Origin of the sequence: Stenotrophomonas maltophilia (assembly GCF_013464485.1) — a bacterium.
GTDB classification, from domain to species: Bacteria; Pseudomonadota; Gammaproteobacteria; order Xanthomonadales; family Xanthomonadaceae; genus Stenotrophomonas; species Stenotrophomonas maltophilia_AW.
In genome coordinates this window covers 115,689-132,610 of the sequence record NZ_RAUX01000010.1, presented here as the reverse complement: position 1 = coordinate 132,610, position 16,922 = coordinate 115,689, and the positions used below count along the sequence as shown (strand labels likewise).

Below are 16,922 nucleotides of genomic sequence, written 5' to 3'. Positions count from 1 at the left end.
GCATGACGCATTTCCTGCCGCGCCGGCTGCCTCGCCCGCGCCTGCACGGCAGGCGCGCAACGGGCCTGTCGCTGCTGGAAATGCTGCTGGTGATCGCGCTGATCGCGGCGATCGGCTTGATCACTGCCGCGGGGCTGTCGCGCGGCTTTGCCGGCATGCAGCTGCGCAGCGCCGGCAAGGACATCGCCAATCAGCTGCGCATGGTGCGCGCGCAGGCGATCGCCCGCGGTGAGCCGCAGCGCTTCGTGATCGAGCCTGCGCAACGCCGTTGGGAAGGCGCGAACCAGCGCAAGGGCGATGTGCCGGCACAGCTGCAGGTGCAGTTCGAGGGCGCCGCGCAGCTGGCCACCGCGCCGGGGCAGGGCGTGATCGAGTTCCATCCCGATGGCGGCTCCAGTGGTGGTCGCATCCGCCTGCAGCGCGACGGTGCCGAATGGCGCGTCGACGTCGGCTGGCTGACCGGCGAAGTCCGCTCCGGCCCCTGGCGGGTGCCATGAAACGGCGTGCACGTGGCTTCACCCTGCTGGAAGTGATCATCGCCTTCGCCCTGCTGGGGCTGGCGCTGACCTTGCTGCTGGGCAGCCTGTCAGGTGGCGCGAAGCAGGTCCGCGAGGCCGAGCTGCGCACGCGTGCGGTGCTGCATGCGCAGTCGTTGCTGGCCGAAGCCGGTGTTGCCTCGCCATTGCAGGTCGGCAGCCAGCAGGGTGACTGGGAACAGGGGCGCTATCGCTGGTCATTGCAGGTGCAACCCTGGGTAGAGCCGCGTGCTGGAAACATGGTGCAGGCGCAGACGCAATCGCCGGGCGCACCCTGGCTGGCCGAGCTGCAGCTGCAGGTCCGCTGGGGCGAGGGTGAACGCGAGCAGCTGCGCTGGCGCAGCCTGCGCCTGCTGCCGCCGGACCTGGAGCGCGCGCGATGAAGCGCACGGCCTCAGGTTTCACTCTGGTCGAAGTGATGTTGGCCACGGTGCTGCTGGCCGGTGGCCTGGCGTTGGCGTTCGCAAGCGTGCGGTCGGCGATGGCGGTCAGCCAGCGTGGCGAGCAGATTGCCGCCGAGAGCGAACGCATGCGTGCGGTCGAGGCCCTGCTGCGGCGACAACTGGCCGGTGCGCTGCGCACGCCGCTGGAAGTGCCCGATCCCACCCGCGAGCCGATCTTCTTCCAGGGCGAAGAGCAGCGCATGCTGTTCGCCGCCGATCTGCCCGGTTATCTCGGCCGCGGTGGGGCGTACCTGCATGCATTGCAGGTGGACGGCCGCAGCGGCCAGCAACGCCTGCTGCTGGACCTGGTGTTGCTGCAGGAAGGCGAGCGCATTGCCGAGAATCCGCCGCGCCCGCCGGAGGTACTGGTGGAGAACCTGAAGTCGGTGCAGCTGCGTTATCGCGGCATCGATGCCAGCACCGGGCAGGTGACCGATTGGATGCCGCGCTGGGATGACACCCGGCGCCTGCCGATGCTGGTGGAGATCCAGATCGTACCGGCCAAGGGCGCTGCCTGGCCCACGCTGGTGGTCGCTCCGCGCGCGGGCGGCAATGGAGGTGCACGGTGAACCGGGCACGCGGCGCGGCACTGGTGCTGGTGCTGTGGTTGATCGCACTGATGACCGCACTGGTTGGCGCGTTCGCGCTGAGTGCACGGGTCGAGCACCTGCAGCAGCGGGTGCTGGACGACGATGCGCGCGGCCAGGAACGTGCACGGGCCGGCCTGGAGTACGCGCTGCTGCGCCTGTCCGCCGACCCGCAGCGGGCCCCCTGGCGTGCCGATGGACGCACCTATCGCTGGGCGTTCGATGACACCCGCATCGAGATCAAGGTGCTGGACGAGAACGGCAAGATCAACTTGAATCTGGCCGATGTGACCCTGCTGACGGCATTCCTCAAAGCATTGGGGGAAGACGAGGGCGCGGCGCGGCAGATGGCCGGCGCCATCGTCGACTGGCGCGATGAAGACAGCCTGTTGCAGCCGGGAGGCGGTGCGGAGGCACCGGACTATGCCGCGGCTGGATTGCCCTACGGCCCACGCAACAAGCGTTTCGAGACGCTCGGCGAGCTGCAGCGCGTGCTCGGGATGCGCGGACCGCTGTACAAGGCGATGCTGCCGCACCTGACCCTGTACAGCCGCCAGGCGCGGCCGGATCCGCAGTTCGCCAGCGCGCCGGTACTGACGGCTCTGGGCCTGGATGCGGAGACCGTGCTGGCCCAGCGCGCCCAGCAGGAGCGTGATGCAGATTCCGCTGTCGATGCGACAACGCTTGCCAGCGGCAGCGGCACCTATAGTATCGAGTCTCGTGTCATCGACGGCAGCGGACGCCGCTCGGTGTTGCAGGCAGTGGTACGCAACGGCTCGGGCGGGGTTCCCGGGCGGTCCTACACAGTGCTTCGCTGGGAGCAGGGAATGACAGCAAGATGACGGCTTGGCAGGACAGTGTGCGGCAGGTGCAGGGCCGGATCGGCCCCGGAGCCGGCCGTTTCCTGCGCTGGTGGCGGCAATCGCTGCTGGCGTGGGTGCCGGCCCGTTGGCAATGGGCGCTGGGCTGGGCGCAGGCACGCCTGCTGCTGCAGCGCGAAGGTGACCAGCTCCAGGTCTGGCGCGAGGCTGGCGAGCGGCGTGAACCGGTGGTCCGGTTGCCGTGGCCGCTGTCGCCGGCCGAACTGGACCGCCTGCTGGAGCCACGTCTGCGCAGCCTGCCAAGGGTATGGCTGCTGCCGGCCAGCGAAGTACTGCGTCGTCATCTGCGGCTGCCCGCCGCTGCCGCCGATCGCCTGCGGGCGGTGGTGGGTTTCGAGATCGACCGCCAGACGCCATTCGAAGCCAGCCAGGTCAGCTACGACGTGCGGGACCTCGGTGGTGCGGGTGAGGGCCAGCTGCAGGTCGAACTGATCGCCTGGCCACTGCGCCAGCTTGAAGCGTGGCGGACCAGCGTGGGCGAGTGGGCCGATGCACTGGCCGGTGTCGATGCCATCGACGTCGACGGAGACCCCCTGCAAGTGAATCTGCTGCCCCCGGCGCAGCGCCAGCTGCGGGCGGATCCGATGCGGCGCTGGAACCTGCTGCTGGTGCTGGCCGCAGCGGTGATGCTGGTGCTGGCCGGCCTGCAGCTGCTCGACAACCGTCGGGCGGCCGCCGATGAACTGCGTGCCCAGGTGGAGCGCAGTGCGGGCAGTGCGCGTGGCGTGGCCAGTGAACGTGCGCAGCTGCAGGCACTGATCGATGGTGCCGCGTTCCTGGAAAAGCAGCGCAGCCAGCGCGCCGGAACGGTGGAAATCTGGAATGAACTGACCCAGCGCCTGCCGGAGGGCACCTACCTGGAAAAGCTGGCCATCGAGAACAACAACCTGCAGCTGATCGGGCTCAGCCGCGAGGCGTCGCAGCTGGTGCAGCTGCTGCAGGACGCACCGCAGTGGCGCAAGGTCAACCTGACCGGCGTGCTGCAGGCCGACGGCGCCGCCAGCGGTCGTGATCGTTTCACCATGACCGCCGAACTGCAGCCGTTGCCGGCGGCAGCCCCGGTCCGGGAGGCGGCCGATGCCGATGCCAAGCGCACGCCGTGACCGCTGGCTGGCACTGGCGCTGCTGCTGGCAGTGCTGGGTCTGGCCTACCTGCTGCTGGTGCACCCCTGGTTCACCCAGCCGCTGCGCGAAATCGATGCCGACGTGGCCGCCCTGCGCGAGCGCGAACAGCGCGTGCAGGCGCAGCTGCAGCAGCAGCCGCAGATCGAACAACGCCTGCGCGCCACCCGCGAGGCACTGCAGCAGCGGCCGGGTTTCCTGCGCGAAGCCACCGCCGAAGCCGCTGCCGCTGCGTTGGGTGCCCGATTGCAGGATGCGGTGGCGATGGCCAGCCCGGGCAACCGCAGCTGCACCATCAGCAACCGCACGCCACTGACCGACAACCGCCGTGACGCCGAATTCGTGCGCGTGGCCATGCAGGTGCGCCTGCGTTGCGGTGTGTCTGAACTGGCCACGGTGCTGCACAGCCTGGAAACCGGCAGCCCGCGCCTGTTCGTCGACAATCTCAACCTGATCGCGCAGCGCTTCCAGCAGTCGCCGAATGAATCCGGGCTCGGCCTGGACGTGTCGTTCGAACTGGCCGGTTACCTGCTGCCCGGTGCCGCTGCCGATGGTGCTGCGACGGCACCTGCAGCCGAACCGGGCGCGGCGCCGCAACCGCCTTCGACCGCACCTGCGCCCGCAGCCGCACCGGCTGCACCGGAAGAAGGGCAGGAGGTGGCTGATGAAGCTTGAGCAGATCAGCCTGCGCACCGGTTTCCTGCTGGCACTGGCCGGCTGGGCGGCAGCGGTCTGGCTGGCCACCGGCTTCGGTCTGGGCAGCCAGCTGCCAGAGGCGGATGGCGATGCCGATGCGGTGCCTTCGTTGCCGGTGCTGCAGCCCCTGGGCGCCGAACGCATGGCCAGCGCCGACAGCTACAGTGCCATCGGCGAGCGACCGCTGTTCGCCGAGGACCGCAGGCCGAAGCCCTACCTGCTCGGTGGCAGTGAGCCCGCCGCCAGCGCCGCGCTGCGACTGACCGGCGTGCTGCTGGCCGGTGACTTCGGCATGGCCACCTTCAGCACCGAACAGAACCGCTCGCTGCGCCTGCGCCTCAACGGCGAAGCCGTGGACGGCTGGCAGCTGGTGGCACTGCAGCCACGCCAGGCCACCGTGATCGGTCCGGGTGGCAACCAGGTGCTGGAACTGGCGGTGTTCAATGGGCAGGGGGGAGAGCCGCCGACCGTGCTGCGCGGTGCCAATGGTGCGCCGCCGGCCGGCGCGGTGGTCGTACCGCCGCCGCCTGGCGCTCCGCCGGCACCGCCTCCGGCGGCTGCGGCCACCGTACAGGCAGCGCCCGCGGGCAACCCGCCATCGCCCCCGGCCGCGGCTGCCACACCACCTGCCAGCAACAACGGCCCCAGCGAAGCGCAGATGCAGGCCATCCGTGAACGCATCCAGGCCCGTCGTCGCCAGCTGCAACAACAACAACAGCAGCAACAACCGTCGCCGCCCCCGGGCGATGGCACCAACCGATAGAGTGAATGCATGAGCCTGCGTTTTCTTCCCTGGTCCTTTGCCCTCGCGCTGCTGGTCGGCTGCAGCACCGTGTCCGCGCCGCATGTGCAGCGCAAGGGCAACCTGTCGCCCACTGCCGAGGCCGGGCAGGCCGCTGAGGTGGCCGCCGATGCCGCACGTGATGCCCAGAGTGCTCCGCAGGCGGTGATCCGTCGTGGCACCGGCACCATGATCAATCGTGAAGCAGCCCGCGCGCCTGCGCCGGCCCTGCATGGCGCCAGCACCGGTGAGGCAACCTTCAACTTCGAAGGCGAGTCGGTGCACGCGGTGGTCAAGGCCATCCTTGGCGACATGCTGGGCCAGAACTATGTGATCGCACCGGGCGTGCAGGGTACGGTCACCCTGGCCACGCCCAAGCCGGTATCGCCAGCGCAGGCGTTGAACCTGCTGGAAATGGTGCTGGGCTGGAACAACGCGCGCATGGTGTACAGCGGCGGCCGCTACAACATCGTCGCCGCCGACCAGGCGTTGGCAGGCACGGTTGCGCCAAGCACGGCGCCGGCAGCCAGTGCGCGTGGCTTCGAGGTGCGGGTCATCCCGCTGCAGTTCATCTCCGCCACCGAAATGAAGAAGGTGCTGGAGCCGTATGCGCGGCCCAATGCCATCGTCAATGTCGACAGTGGCCGCAACGTGATCACGCTGGGCGGCACCCGCGCCGAGCTGGAAAACTACATGCGCACCGTCGAGATCTTCGACGTCGACTGGCTGTCGGGCATGTCGGTGGGCGTGTTCCCGATCCAGTCGGGCAAGGCCGAGCAGGTCGCCGCCGACCTGGAGAAGGTGTTCGGCGAGGAGAGCAAGACCCCCAGCGCCGGCATGTTCCGTTTCCTGCCGTTGGAGAACGCCAACGCCGTGCTCGTGATCACCCCGCAGGTGCGTTACCTGGACCAGATCCAGCAATGGTTGGACCGTATTGATACTGCTGGGGGCAGCGCACGCCTGTTCTCCTATGAACTGCGTTACATCAAGGCGCGCGACCTGGCCGAACGGCTCAGTGAAGCCTTTGCCAGCAGCGGCAATCGCGGCGGCCCCAGCCCCGCCTCGCTGGCCCCTGGCGCGATGCCGTCGCAGCTGGGCAGCGATGGCGACCGGAGCATGGACGGCAGCAGCAACGGCAGCAGTTTCGGTTCGGCCCCGGGCAGCAGTTCCAGCGGGAGCGGGAGCGGTGGCAGCATGAACCTGCCACAGCGCCAGCCTGGCAACGTCAGCGTCAGCCTGGAAGTGGAAGGTGACAAGGTGGGCGTCTCGGCGGTGGAGGAAACCAACACGCTGCTGGTGCGCTCGACTCCGCAGGCTTGGCGTTCAATCCGTGAAGTGATCGAAAAGCTGGACGTCATGCCGCTGCAGGTGCACATCGAAGCCCAGGTGGCCGAAGTCTCGTTGACCGGCGACCTCAAGTACGGTGTGAACTGGTTCTTCGACAACGCCGTGGCCGGGCGCGCACTGACCGGCGCCTTGGCCGGCGTGACCCTGCCGCCGGCGGCAGGCGGGTCGTGGAGCAGCTTCGCCGGTGCCGCCACTGGCGGCGAAGGCCTGGGTTGGGCGTTCACCGGCCACAACGGCGCGGCGGTGGTGAGCGCACTGGACAAGGTGACCGATGTGCGCCTGCTGCAGACGCCTTCGGTGTTCGTGCGCAACAACGCCGAAGCCACACTCAACGTGGGTGACAAGGTGCCGATCAACACCACCACGGTGAACACCGGTATCGGCACCGGCACCTACAGCTCGGTGCAGTACATCGACACCGGCGTGATCCTGAAGGTGCGCCCGCGCGTGACCCGCGATGGCACGGTGTTCCTCGACATCGTGCAGGAAGTGAGCAGCGCCTCGGAGGTGCCGGAGAACTGCAACCCGACCGAGCGGAACTGCAACCCGCGCATTTCCACCAAGAAGCTGTCGACCGAGGCGGCGGTGCAGAGTGGCGACACCATCATGCTGGCCGGCCTGATCACCGACTCGGCCACGGATGGCAGCAGCGGCATTCCCGGCCTGAGCCGGATTCCGGTGGTGGGGGCGCTGTTCGGGCAGAAGAGCCGCAACAGTCGCCGTTCGGAGGTGATCGTGCTGCTGACCCCGAGCATCGTGCGCAACGGCCAGGAAGCACGCACGCTGACCGACGAGTACAGCCAGCGCTTCCGCGCGATGGAACCGCTGAACCAGCCGCGCGCGAAGAAGTAAGGGGTATCGGCCGGGCTGTGCCCGGCACCCGCAGAGGCCAGAGCCAGAGCCCAAGCAACAGCAACAGCGGGTTTCTGGAGGAGGGCGGGGCGGTGTGGGTTGTCAGGACACGCCGTAAACCCCCAGACCGGCCCATCCGCTGGCGGCTGTGCGTTCGGGCGCTTGCGAAGCAGTGCTTCGCAAGCAAAGCGCCCTCACCCCTGGGGGCTCGATGGCACCATCCGTGGCGCCAACGGTCCTGCCAATCCACACCGCCCCGCCTTCGACAGATTCCGGCAGCTGTGGGTAGGTGTCGACCTTGGTCGACACGCTGGATCCACGCCATGCGTGGATGACTCTCCATCGAAATCGAATATTTCGAGATCCGAAATATCTGAGCCGAGCATGGCTCGGCTCTACAGAAAGCAAGGCCCGACAGATCGCAGGAATCTCTCGAAGGCGGGGTGGGTCCGGTTGCGGGGGCGTGAGCGCCATGGATGGCGCGACCGAGCCTACAGGGACGTATTCACGGCGTCCCCCGCAACCGGACCCACCCCGCCATCCCGCGGACGGCTGGCTTCTGCTGTTGCTTCGGCTTCGGCTCTGGCCTCTGCGGGTGCCGGGTGCAACCCGGCCGATACCCTCCCGGTGCTAGGCTGTGACCACCGACAACCACGGAGGCGGGATGGGGGCGATCGTGTTGTTGCCGCTGTGCGTGGACGATGCTGCGCTCGACCGCTGCCTGGCGGCGCTGGATGCCGGCACTGCGCCGGGAACTGCAGTCTGGTTGGCCGACGATGCGCAGACCGGGCCGCGTGCACAGGCGGTGGTGGAACACTGGTTGGCGCATACGCCACTGCAGGCCGAGTACACCCGCCGCGCGCGGCCGCTGGGAGAGGTTGCCCACCTGGACGAGATGCTGCGCGCCTGTGATGGCATGGATGTAGCGGTGCTGGCACCGGACAGCGTGCCCGCGCCGGGCTGGCTGCAGCAGCTGCAGGACGCCTTCGCCCGCGATGCTTCCATCGCGACCGCAACCCCGTGGTGCAATGCAGGCGAAACCGCTGCGTGGCCACGGCTGGGCGAGATCAATCCGGAACCGGACGATGCTGCGCTGCTGGCGCAGACCTGCGCAGGCCTGCCAACGCTGCACCCGGAGTTGCCGTCGGCGGTCACCCATGCGGTGCTGGTGCGCGGCAATGCGCGCCGTCGTGCCGGTGGCCTGGACGTGGACAGTTACGCTGGCTGGAACGCCGCGCTGGTGGACCTCAGCCTGCGCATGGCTGGCCTGGGCTGGCGCAACGTGTTGTGCGAGACGGCCTTTGTCAGCCGGGCTGGCGAGGCGGTCAGCCGCGAGGGTGATCTCGAGGCACTGGCCGCACGCTGGCCGGGCTGGGTGCCGCGACTGGCGGATTTCCTGATGCACGACCCGCTGCATCGGGTGCGCACCGACCTGCAGCAACGCATGCGGCAGGCGATAATGCCGAAGGAACAGGGCGACCTGTTCGTCCCGTCTGCGTCGGAGCCTCCCGTTTGAATGCTGCCATTGCCGCCATCGTCGTCACCTACCAGAGCGGCAGCACCATCGATGCCTGCCTCTCGCGCCTGCGCCAGGCGCAGGACGTGGCCGAGATCCGAGTGATCGACAACGGCTCGCTGGATGGCACGCTGGACATCGTGCAGCGGCATGCCAGCCATGATCCGCGCGTGCGCTTCGTCGGCAACCCGGACAATCCCGGCTTCGCCGCTGCCAACAACCAGGGTGTGGCCGATTCACACAGCCCATGGCTGGCCTTCATCAACCCGGATCTGATGGTCGAGCCGGAGACGTTGGCCGCACTGCGCAGCCGCGCGGAAATACTGGGCAACTGCCTGCTCGGCGTCGAACAGGTGGACGAGCAGGGACAGGCCGACGAAGCCGTGCGCCGCCGCGACCCGGATTTCCTGATGATGCTGCGTTCACCCGGCAAGGGCTCGAAGCTGGCGGTGCCGCGGGATCCGCATCAGGCCCTGCAGCAGGTGCCGGCGCTGTCCGGCGCGCTGCTGATGATGCCGCGCGCACTGTTCGATTGCATTGGAGGCTGGGACGCCGGCTATCGGCTGCATGCCGAAGACCTGGACCTGTGCCGGCGTGCGCGCGAGGCGGGGGCAGTGGTGGCGATCGCCAATGACCTGCAGGTCACCCACGTTCGTGGCGTCTCCAGCCGCTCGCGGCCGTTCTTTGTCGAATGGCACAAGCACAAAGGCCTCTGGCGCTATTTCCAGAAGTTCGAAGCGAAGCAGCGTTCGTTGCCGGTGCGGGTGGCGGTGTGGGGCGCGATCTGGGCGCACGCCCTGATGCTGGTGCCGCGCCTGCTGCGCCGGTCGTTGTAGAGCCGAGCCCACGCTCGGCTCTACGGAAGGCAGGCGCGCCCACGGTTCACTCCGCCGGGCGCATAATCCGGCCCATGCCTATCATCCAGTCCCTGCTCGACACCGACCTGTACAAGTTCACCATGATGCAGGCGGTGCTGCACCAGCACCCCGGCGCGCAGGTGCAGTACCGGTTCAAGTGCCGTACGCCCGGCATCGACCTGGCCCGCTACATCGACCAGATCGACGAAGAGATCGACCACCTGTGCAGCCTGCGCTTCAGTAGCGCGGAACTGGACTACATGCGTGGCCTGCGCTTCGTGAAGCCGGACTTCGCCGACTTCCTCGGCCTGTTCCATCTCGATCGCAAGTACATCCAGCTGCACGCCTCGAAGACCGTGCCCGGCGAAATCGAGCTGGACATCACCGGCCCGTGGCTGCACACCATCCTGTTCGAAGTGCCGCTACTGGCGATCATCAACGAAGTCTGGTTCCGCAACACCACCACGGCGGACTTCGCCGAGGGCGAGCGCCGGCTGCAGGCGAAAGCAGCACTGCTGCGTGATACCCCAGGGTTTGAACAGTGCCGCATTGCCGACTACGGCAGCCGCCGGCGCTACTCCCGCGACTGGCACGCGCGCCTGCTGCCGCTGCTGCGTGATGCGCTGGGCCCGCAGCTGGTCGGCACCAGCAACGTGCACTTCGCCCGCCTGTATGGCATGACCCCGCATGGCACGATGGCGCATGAGTACCTGCAGGCGTTCCAGGCGCTCGGCCCGCGCCTGCGTGATTCGCAGGTGGCGGCACTGGACTCATGGGCACGCGAATACCGTGGCGACCTGGGTATCGCACTGTCCGACGTGGTCGGCCTGGATGCGTTCCTGCGCGACTTCGACATGTACTTCTGCAAGCTGTTCGACGGCGTCCGCCATGACTCCGGCGATCCGTTCGACTGGGGTGACCGCATGCTGGCGCACTTCCAGCAGCGCCGTGTCGACCCGCGCAGCAAGGTGCTGGTCTTCAGCGATGGCCTGGACATCGCCAAGGTGATGCGCCTGTACGATTACTTCCGTGGCCGGTGCCAGGTCGCGTTCGGCGTCGGCACCCATCTGACCAATGATCTGGGCCCGACGCCGCTCAACATCGTCATCAAGATGGTCCGCTGCAACGGCCAGCCGGTGGCCAAGCTCAGCGATTCGCCGGGCAAGAGCATGTGCGACGACCCGGGCTACCTGGCCTATCTGCGCCAGGTCTTCGAGCTGCCGCAGCCGGCGTGACCACGCCGGCCCTCATGGACGCTTACAGGTAGTCGACCACGACCAGGTAGGCGCCCTGCAGCGGCTGCTGCTTCGAGGCCTGCACGCTGTAACGCTCGGAGAAGGCGACATCGCCGGCGCGCAATGCGCTGGCCGACACCGACAGCTTCTGGCCCTGGCGCTTGCCGTCGCGCAGCGTCGCGGCCTGGCCGTCAGCCAGTGCCGTTACCGCCACCGTCGAGCCCTTGGCCGACGGCGGGCAGGCCGCCAGGCTCAGCTCGCCCTGGGACAGGTTCGTCGTGCAGCCCGGCTCGGCGATACGGCCACTGAAACGGATGCTGCCGCTGCTGGCCTGGGCCAGCGCACTGACGGACATCAGGGCCACGCACAGCAGAATGGAGTTCCTCATGACACGTTCTCTGGTTCGGTGTGTCCTAGTTAGCGACAGCTTCGATCCGCCTTTAATAGGGAAAATTCGAATCTGCTAGGGCCATCACCAAGAAAGAGTGATGCGCATCAAAGAAGCCGATTCCACCTGAAAATGGCCTGTTTCCGCGCATGCCGAACACGTCACCAGAAGCGTCATCTACGGTCGTTAGTGACCCGATCCGGGCGCCGTCAAATCCCCCACGCCCTTGCTCCTATAAATTCGCCTAGCACGTCACATTTCGGGCGTCAATGAATTGACGTTCAGAAAAATAATGAGACGCGCATCACATTTGTGCATATACTTGCGTCACGGATTCAGGGGGAGGTATGTCCGAGTCCGGCCACAGGTGAGACGCAAGGATGGGTCTTGTTAGCCCGGCAGTGCTCCTTGCTTCCTCCTCTACTTCCATCTCTTCAGTAGGGTTAGGTAAAAGCGAATGCACAAGATCAACCTCATCGCCGCTCTGATGCTGGCCGCCGCTCCGCTGGCCGCCAACGCCGCCGACGGCACCATCACCTTCAATGGCAAGGTGACCGACAAGACCTGCACCATCTCGACCCCGGGCGGCAAGGACTTCGCCGTCAACCTGCCGACCGTGTCCAAGAACACCCTGGCCACCGCCGGTGCCGTTGCGGGCCGTACCCCGTTCGCCATCAACCTGAGCAAGTGCAGCGCCGGCAACGTCGCCACCTACTTCGAGCCGGGTTCCACCGTTGATTTCAACAGCGGCCGCCTGGTCAACCAGGCTTCGGCCAACGCTGCCACCAACGTGCAGCTGCAGCTGCTGGGCTCGAACAACACGTTCCTGCCGATCAAGGCGGCTGGCACCGGCCTGGCCCAGGACAACTCGCAGTGGGTGACCGTGGCCGGCGACGGCACCGCCAACCTGAACTACTACGCTGAGTACTACGCCACTGCCGCCGCCACCCCGGGCGACGTCACCAGCAGCGTCAAGTACACGATCATCTACAACTGATCGTTGTCGTACCTGCATTGGCCGGCGCCTGCGCCGGCCAATGCGCCGCGGCCCCTGGCCACACCCCTCGAGCGTAGTACTTCCGATGAAAGCATTCTTTCCCCGGGCGCTGCTGCTGGCAGCGTTCACGCTGCCCTTCTGCCAGAACGCTCTGGCCGGCGTGGTGGTCAATGGCACGCGTGTGATCTATCCCGCGCAGGCGCGCGAAGTCACCGTGCAGGTCGACAACGTGGGCGACTCGCCCGCGCTGGTCCAAGCCTGGATCGACAGCGGCGACGCCAACCAGACCGCTGATACCAGCGATGCCCCGTTCGTGCTGACGCCGCCGATCGCGCGCGTTGAACCGGGCCGCAGCCAGGCGTTGCGTGTGATCTTCTCCGGTGCGCAGCTGCCGGCCGACCGCGAGTCGGTGTTCTGGCTCAACGTGCTGGACGTGCCGCCGTCGCCGGACAACGCCGACAGTGGCGAGCAGAACTACCTGCAGGTCGCGTTCCGCTCGCGCCTGAAGCTTTTCTACCGGCCGCAGGGCCTGAAGGGTGTCGCCAACGACGCACCGTCAGCACTGCGCTGGACCCGCAATGGCGACCGCCTGCGGGTGGAGAACCCGAGTCCCTTCCACGTGACGCTGGCCGAAGTGCACGCCGTGACCGGCAGCGCTGAGAAGGCCGTTGAAGACAAGGGCGCGATGGTCGCGCCGAAGCAGAGCCTGGAGTTCGCCGCACCGGCGGGCACCGACCAGGTGCGCTTCATCACCATCAACGATTACGGCGGCCGGGTGGAGCACACGATCCGCCTCGGCAGCACCGGGGGCTGAACGCGCCGCGTGGGCCGTGGGCCTGCGCATCCCGCCACCGCCGCCGTGCGGCGAATTGAAGGAATGTCAGTGTGATCGGAAACAGATTGACATTGTCGATCCATCAGGCGCTTTGCCTGCTGGTCGCTGGCGTGGCCTGCCCAGGATGGGCGCTGGCTGCACCGGCCAATCTCGGCGAACAGGCGCTGATGGCGCAGAGTGGTGCCGCCAATGCGCGTGCACCGGAATCGGCCCAGTTCAATTCCAGCTTCCTGTCTGGCCAGGCCAAGCAGGTCGACCTGGCGGCCTTCAGCAACGGCAACCCGATGGTGGCCGGCACCTACCGTGTCGACGTCTACGTCAACGGTGGCTGGCAGGGCCGTCGCGATCTGCAGTTCAAGGCCGACGAGCAGGGGCATGTCGATGCCTGCCTGCCGCTGCCGATGCTGGAAGAAATGGGCGTGGACAGCGAGGCCGTGCTGCTGCAGCAGGACCCGTCCGTGCCGACCGACACGACCACCTGCGTGCCGGTCCAGCAGCGCATGGCCAATGCCTATGGTGTCTATGACAGCGGCAACCTGCGCTACGACCTGAGCATCCCGCAGGTGTTCCTGCGCCGTGAGGCACGCGGCTACGTCAACCCGGCGCTGTGGGACCGTGGCATCAATGCCGGCTTCGTCGGCTACAGCTTCAATGCCATCGACAGCGACAGCCGTGTCGAAGGTGGCCAGCGCAACCGCAGCGCCTACCTCGGCCTCAATGCCGGCCTGAACCTGGGGGGCTGGCAGTTCCGCCACGACTCCAACCTGACCTGGACCGAGGGTGACGGCCGCCACTGGCAGAGCATCGCCACCTACGCCCAGCGTGGCATCCCGCAGGTGCGCGGCATGCTCACCATCGGTGAGGCCTACACCACCGGCGAACTGTTCGATTCGATCGGTTACCGCGGCGCCAGCCTGGCCAGCGATGACCGCATGCTGCCCGATTCGCTGCGCGGCTACGCGCCGGTCGTGCGCGGCATCGCCGAGACCAATGCGCGGGTGGAAGTGCGCCAGAACGAGCAGCTGATCTACTCCTCCACGGTGTCCCCGGGCAGCTTCGTCATCGACGACCTGTACCCGACCGGTTACGGCGGCGACCTGGAAGTGAGCGTGATCGAAGCCGATGGCCGCCGCCGCGAGTTCAAGGTGCCGTTCGGTTCGGTGCCGCAGATGCTGCGCGAAGGCGTGTCGCGTTACTCGCTGACCGCCGGCCAGGTGCGCAACAAGCTTCTCGATGATGAGCCGTGGCTGGTGCAGGGCACCTACCAGCGTGGCATCGGCAACCAGCTGACCCTGTACGGCGGCACCGCACTGAGCGACGGCTACCTGTCGCTGCTGTACGGTGTTGGCCTGTCCACGCCGGTCGGCGCGTTCGCTGCCGACGTCACCCACGCACGCACCACGTTCGACCACTACGGCAACCACACCGGTGCCAGCGTGCGCTTGAGCTACAGCAACATGATCGGCGAGACCGGGACCAACCTGACCCTGGCCGCCTACCGCTATTCGACCGAAGGCTTCTACAGCCTGCAGGACGCGCTGTACGGCCGTGATTCGGACAAGCGCGGCATCGACCCGACCACCCGTGGCCGCCAGCGCAGCCAGTTCCAGGTGACCCTGAACCAGCCGTTGGGCCGTCGGGGGGGCGCGTTGTACGTGACCGGCTCGGTGCGCGACTTCTACGACCGTTCCGGCACTTCCAAGCAGTACCAGGTCGGCTACAACAACGCCTGGCGTTCGGTGAACTACGGCTTCTCGGCGCTGCGCACCGAAGAGGGCGTACTCGGCCGCTCGGATACCCAGTACCTGCTGTCGATGAGCGTGCCGCTGGGCCGTGGCACCCACCCGGTGTCGTTCAGTGCCGACCTCGGCGTGCGCGACCGCGGGGGCTACGACAACAGCCGCGTTGGCATCACCGGTTCGGCCGGCGTGGACAACAACTTCAGCTACGGCGCGGCCCTGTCCGATTCCCGCGAGGGCAGCACCACCGCGATCGGCAACGTCGAATACCGCAGCCGCTATTCCGCATTGAACGCCAGCTACAGCCACTCGCGTGACTTCCGCCAGGCTTCGGTGGGTGCCAATGGCAGCGTGGTCGTGCATCCGGGTGGCTTCACCTTCACCCCGCAGCGTGGCGACACCATGGTGCTGGTCGAAGCACCGGGCGCGCGCGATGCGATCGTCAGCAACGCCCCGGGCCTGCGTGTTGATGGCCGCGGCTACGCCGTGGTCCCGTACGTGTCGCCGTACCGCCTCAACACCGTCACCCTCGACCCGCAGGGCATGGCCCACGACGTCGAGCTGGAAAGCACCAGCCAGGCGATCGCGCCGTTCGCCGGTGCCATCAGCTACCTGCGCTTCGATACCCGCAAGGGCAACGCGCTGCTGATCCAGGTGCGCAACCCGGATGGCCGCACCATGCCGTTCGGTGCGCAGGTCAAGGACGAGCAGGGCCAGCCGGTGGGCATGGTCAGTCAGGGCGGCCGCCTGTACGTGCGCAGCGAGCAGACCCAGGGCCGCCTGCTGGTGGAGTGGGGCGCCGGTGCCGACCAGCGCTGCACCGTCGATTACCAGGTTCCGGCGGGCGCCGATGCGTCCAAGACCGGCTTCATCCCGCTGGAGGCAGCATGCCGATGATTTCTTCCCGAGGCCGCAAGGCGCTGGCTGCCGTGGCCGTGCTCGGTGGTGTGTTGCTGGCGCAGCAGGCCAGTGCTGCGTGCCGCATCAGCTCCAGCTGGTTCACGGCCCAGGACGTCACCATGGACATGGGCCAGATCGTGATCCTGCCCAGCACACCGGTCGGCGGCGTGATCAAGGAAATCAGCGAGTCGATCACCCAGCGCGAGCGTGTGGCCAGCTGCGACTGGAACGGTGGCCGTTCGATCGGCGAGTACGTCAACGCGGCACAGAAGCGCCCGGTTCCTGGTTTTGCGAATACCTATGAAACCGACGTCCCCGGTGTTGGCATCAAGCTGTTCCGAGATTCCGGGTCGATCCAGGTCTACTACCCGCATCAGCTGAGCTTTGGCGGCGGTAGCACCGTTACGCTTATTGGTGGTCGCTTCCGTATCCAGCTGATCAAGACCGCCGCGCAGACCGGTTCCGGCGTGATCGCGCCCAATGGGCGCTTCACCACGTACTACTTCGACGGTGACAGTGCCAGCCGCCCGGTGCTGACCTCCACCTTCAAGGGCTCGGGCACCACCGTGGTCAGTCCGACCTGCGAAGTGCAGGCCGGCAGTCGCAACATTGCCGTCGACTTCGGCAGCGTGCCCAACACCAGCTTCACCGGTGTCGGTTCCAAGGCGGTCAATCGCGACTTCGAGATCCGCCTGAACTGCCAGGGCAGCAATGTTGCGGCCTACCAGAGCAAGATCGGCATCCGCCTGGATGCCGACCAGGACAGTTCGAACATGCCGGGCGTGCTGAAGCTGAGCGCCGCCAGCAACAGCGCCACCCGCATCGGCATCCAGATGGTCCAGCGTGATGGCACCACCGAGCGCGAAGTCCGCTTCGGCCAGACGATCAACGTGGGCACCACCGCACCGGGAACCAGTGTCATGGCGCTGCCGCTGCGCGCCCGCTACGTGCAGACCCAGGCCGGTACGGTGGGTGCGGGTGTCGCGAACGGCCAAGCGACATTCACCATCCAGTACGAGTAGCAGGCGTTTCCCATCGCTGAGTTTCGAGCCTCACGTCGCCCGTTCCGCGGGCGGCGTTGACTGCGTCTTGATCCCGCAAACGTGAAGATCAGAGCTATCATTTCCGTACAGAAACATGAATGTGATGTACGTCATGGAAATGACCTCAATTTCACCGCATCGCCTCCGCCGCCGGGCTGTCCGCCCGG

At 67.2% G+C, this 16,922-nt stretch carries 16 protein-coding genes; 15 read left to right on the top strand and 1 reads right to left on the bottom strand.

Features of this window, described 5'->3' with window-relative positions; all coding sequences use genetic code 11:
* The first annotated feature begins 2 nt into the window (after positions 1–2).
* The 11 genes from xpsH to pncB all read left to right on the top strand — a co-directional run bounded on the left by xpsH (position 3) and on the right by pncB (position 10,853).
* The gene (xpsH, locus tag D7Y61_RS04975; protein ID WP_180865346.1) at positions 3–497 is read left to right on the top strand and encodes a type II secretion system protein XpsH; all 495 of its coding nucleotides are present in this window, start codon (positions 3–5) and stop codon (positions 495–497) included.
* Positions 494–919 carry a type II secretion system protein XpsI gene (gene xpsI, locus D7Y61_RS04970; protein ID WP_180865345.1) on the top strand — a complete coding sequence of 142 codons (426 nt, stop codon included), beginning with the start codon at positions 494–496 and terminating at the stop codon, positions 917–919. Before xpsH ends, xpsI begins: the two co-directional genes overlap by 4 nt.
* Positions 916–1,548, top strand: coding sequence for a type II secretion system protein J (locus D7Y61_RS04965; protein ID WP_180865344.1), 633 nt, complete (start codon positions 916–918; stop codon positions 1,546–1,548). The genes xpsI and D7Y61_RS04965 overlap by 4 nt, the downstream gene beginning before the upstream one ends.
* Positions 1,545–2,408, top strand: coding sequence for a general secretion pathway protein GspK (locus D7Y61_RS04960; RefSeq protein WP_180865343.1), 864 nt, complete (start codon positions 1,545–1,547; stop codon positions 2,406–2,408). The genes D7Y61_RS04965 and D7Y61_RS04960 overlap by 4 nt, the downstream gene beginning before the upstream one ends.
* On the top strand, positions 2,405–3,550 hold the full coding sequence (locus D7Y61_RS04955) for a PilN domain-containing protein (protein WP_180865342.1): 1,146 nt from the start codon (positions 2,405–2,407) through the stop codon (positions 3,548–3,550). The genes D7Y61_RS04960 and D7Y61_RS04955 overlap by 4 nt, the downstream gene beginning before the upstream one ends.
* Positions 3,525–4,244 carry a type II secretion system protein GspM gene (gene gspM / locus D7Y61_RS04950; protein WP_180865341.1) on the top strand — a complete coding sequence of 240 codons (720 nt, stop codon included), beginning with the start codon at positions 3,525–3,527 and terminating at the stop codon, positions 4,242–4,244. Before D7Y61_RS04955 ends, gspM begins: the two co-directional genes overlap by 26 nt.
* Positions 4,234–5,028, top strand: coding sequence for a general secretion pathway protein GspN (locus D7Y61_RS04945; RefSeq protein ID WP_180865340.1), 795 nt, complete (start codon positions 4,234–4,236; stop codon positions 5,026–5,028). Before gspM ends, D7Y61_RS04945 begins: the two co-directional genes overlap by 11 nt.
* Before the next feature lie 9 nt (positions 5,029–5,037).
* A complete protein-coding gene (gene gspD / locus D7Y61_RS04940; protein ID WP_180865339.1) occupies positions 5,038–7,245 on the top strand; it encodes a type II secretion system secretin GspD in 2,208 nt (735 codons plus the stop codon).
* Positions 7,246–7,909: 664 nt separating this feature from the next.
* Entirely contained in the window at positions 7,910–8,761 is an 852-nt protein-coding gene (locus tag D7Y61_RS04935; RefSeq protein WP_180865338.1) for a glycosyltransferase family 2 protein, read from the top strand.
* The gene (locus tag D7Y61_RS04930; protein WP_180865337.1) at positions 8,758–9,597 is read left to right on the top strand and encodes a glycosyltransferase family 2 protein; all 840 of its coding nucleotides are present in this window, start codon (positions 8,758–8,760) and stop codon (positions 9,595–9,597) included. Before D7Y61_RS04935 ends, D7Y61_RS04930 begins: the two co-directional genes overlap by 4 nt.
* 74 nt (positions 9,598–9,671) lie before the next feature.
* Positions 9,672–10,853 carry a nicotinate phosphoribosyltransferase gene (pncB, locus tag D7Y61_RS04925; protein ID WP_180865336.1) on the top strand — a complete coding sequence of 394 codons (1,182 nt, stop codon included), beginning with the start codon at positions 9,672–9,674 and terminating at the stop codon, positions 10,851–10,853.
* A gap of 22 nt (positions 10,854–10,875) precedes the next feature.
* On the opposite strand, the gene D7Y61_RS04920 is transcribed toward pncB, so the two are convergent.
* Positions 10,876–11,241: a hypothetical protein gene (locus D7Y61_RS04920; RefSeq protein ID WP_180865335.1), complete on the bottom strand. Its 366-nt coding sequence runs from the start codon at positions 11,239–11,241 to the stop codon at positions 10,876–10,878.
* A gap of 457 nt (positions 11,242–11,698) precedes the next feature.
* On the opposite strand from D7Y61_RS04920, the gene D7Y61_RS04915 reads away from it, so the two are divergent.
* The 4 genes from D7Y61_RS04915 to D7Y61_RS04900 all read left to right on the top strand — a co-directional run bounded on the left by D7Y61_RS04915 (position 11,699) and on the right by D7Y61_RS04900 (position 16,734).
* Positions 11,699–12,238: a fimbrial protein gene (locus tag D7Y61_RS04915; protein WP_180865334.1), complete on the top strand. Its 540-nt coding sequence runs from the start codon at positions 11,699–11,701 to the stop codon at positions 12,236–12,238.
* A gap of 85 nt (positions 12,239–12,323) precedes the next feature.
* Positions 12,324–13,052, top strand: coding sequence for a fimbrial biogenesis chaperone (locus tag D7Y61_RS04910; protein ID WP_180865333.1), 729 nt, complete (start codon positions 12,324–12,326; stop codon positions 13,050–13,052).
* 92 nt (positions 13,053–13,144) lie between these two features.
* The gene (locus D7Y61_RS04905; protein ID WP_180865431.1) at positions 13,145–15,709 is read left to right on the top strand and encodes a fimbria/pilus outer membrane usher protein; all 2,565 of its coding nucleotides are present in this window, start codon (positions 13,145–13,147) and stop codon (positions 15,707–15,709) included.
* Complete coding sequence (locus tag D7Y61_RS04900; protein WP_180865332.1) at positions 15,700–16,734, top strand: fimbrial protein; 1,035 nt, start codon at positions 15,700–15,702, stop codon at positions 16,732–16,734. Before D7Y61_RS04905 ends, D7Y61_RS04900 begins: the two co-directional genes overlap by 10 nt.
* The last annotated feature ends 188 nt before the right edge of the window (positions 16,735–16,922 follow it).

Excerpts from the sequence above, each read along its gene's own strand:
- gspD (WP_180865339.1), top strand. The coding sequence starts at position 5,038 with ATGAGCCTGCGTTTTCTTCCCTGGTCCTTTGCCCTCGCGCTGCTGGTC.
- D7Y61_RS04915 (WP_180865334.1), top strand. The coding sequence starts at position 11,699 with ATGCACAAGATCAACCTCATCGCCGCTCTGATGCTGGCCGCCGCTCCG.
- D7Y61_RS04955 (WP_180865342.1), top strand. The coding sequence starts at position 2,405 with ATGACGGCTTGGCAGGACAGTGTGCGGCAGGTGCAGGGCCGGATCGGC.
- xpsI (WP_180865345.1), top strand. The coding sequence starts at position 494 with ATGAAACGGCGTGCACGTGGCTTCACCCTGCTGGAAGTGATCATCGCC.
- xpsH (WP_180865346.1), top strand. The coding sequence starts at position 3 with ATGACGCATTTCCTGCCGCGCCGGCTGCCTCGCCCGCGCCTGCACGGC.
- pncB (WP_180865336.1), top strand. The coding sequence starts at position 9,672 with ATGCCTATCATCCAGTCCCTGCTCGACACCGACCTGTACAAGTTCACC.
- D7Y61_RS04935 (WP_180865338.1), top strand. The coding sequence starts at position 7,910 with ATGGGGGCGATCGTGTTGTTGCCGCTGTGCGTGGACGATGCTGCGCTC.
- D7Y61_RS04910 (WP_180865333.1), top strand. The coding sequence starts at position 12,324 with ATGAAAGCATTCTTTCCCCGGGCGCTGCTGCTGGCAGCGTTCACGCTG.
- D7Y61_RS04920 (WP_180865335.1), bottom strand. The coding sequence starts at position 11,241 with ATGAGGAACTCCATTCTGCTGTGCGTGGCCCTGATGTCCGTCAGTGCG.
- gspM (WP_180865341.1), top strand. The coding sequence starts at position 3,525 with ATGCCGATGCCAAGCGCACGCCGTGACCGCTGGCTGGCACTGGCGCTG.
- D7Y61_RS04965 (WP_180865344.1), top strand. The coding sequence starts at position 916 with ATGAAGCGCACGGCCTCAGGTTTCACTCTGGTCGAAGTGATGTTGGCC.
- D7Y61_RS04945 (WP_180865340.1), top strand. The coding sequence starts at position 4,234 with ATGAAGCTTGAGCAGATCAGCCTGCGCACCGGTTTCCTGCTGGCACTG.
- D7Y61_RS04900 (WP_180865332.1), top strand. The coding sequence starts at position 15,700 with ATGCCGATGATTTCTTCCCGAGGCCGCAAGGCGCTGGCTGCCGTGGCC.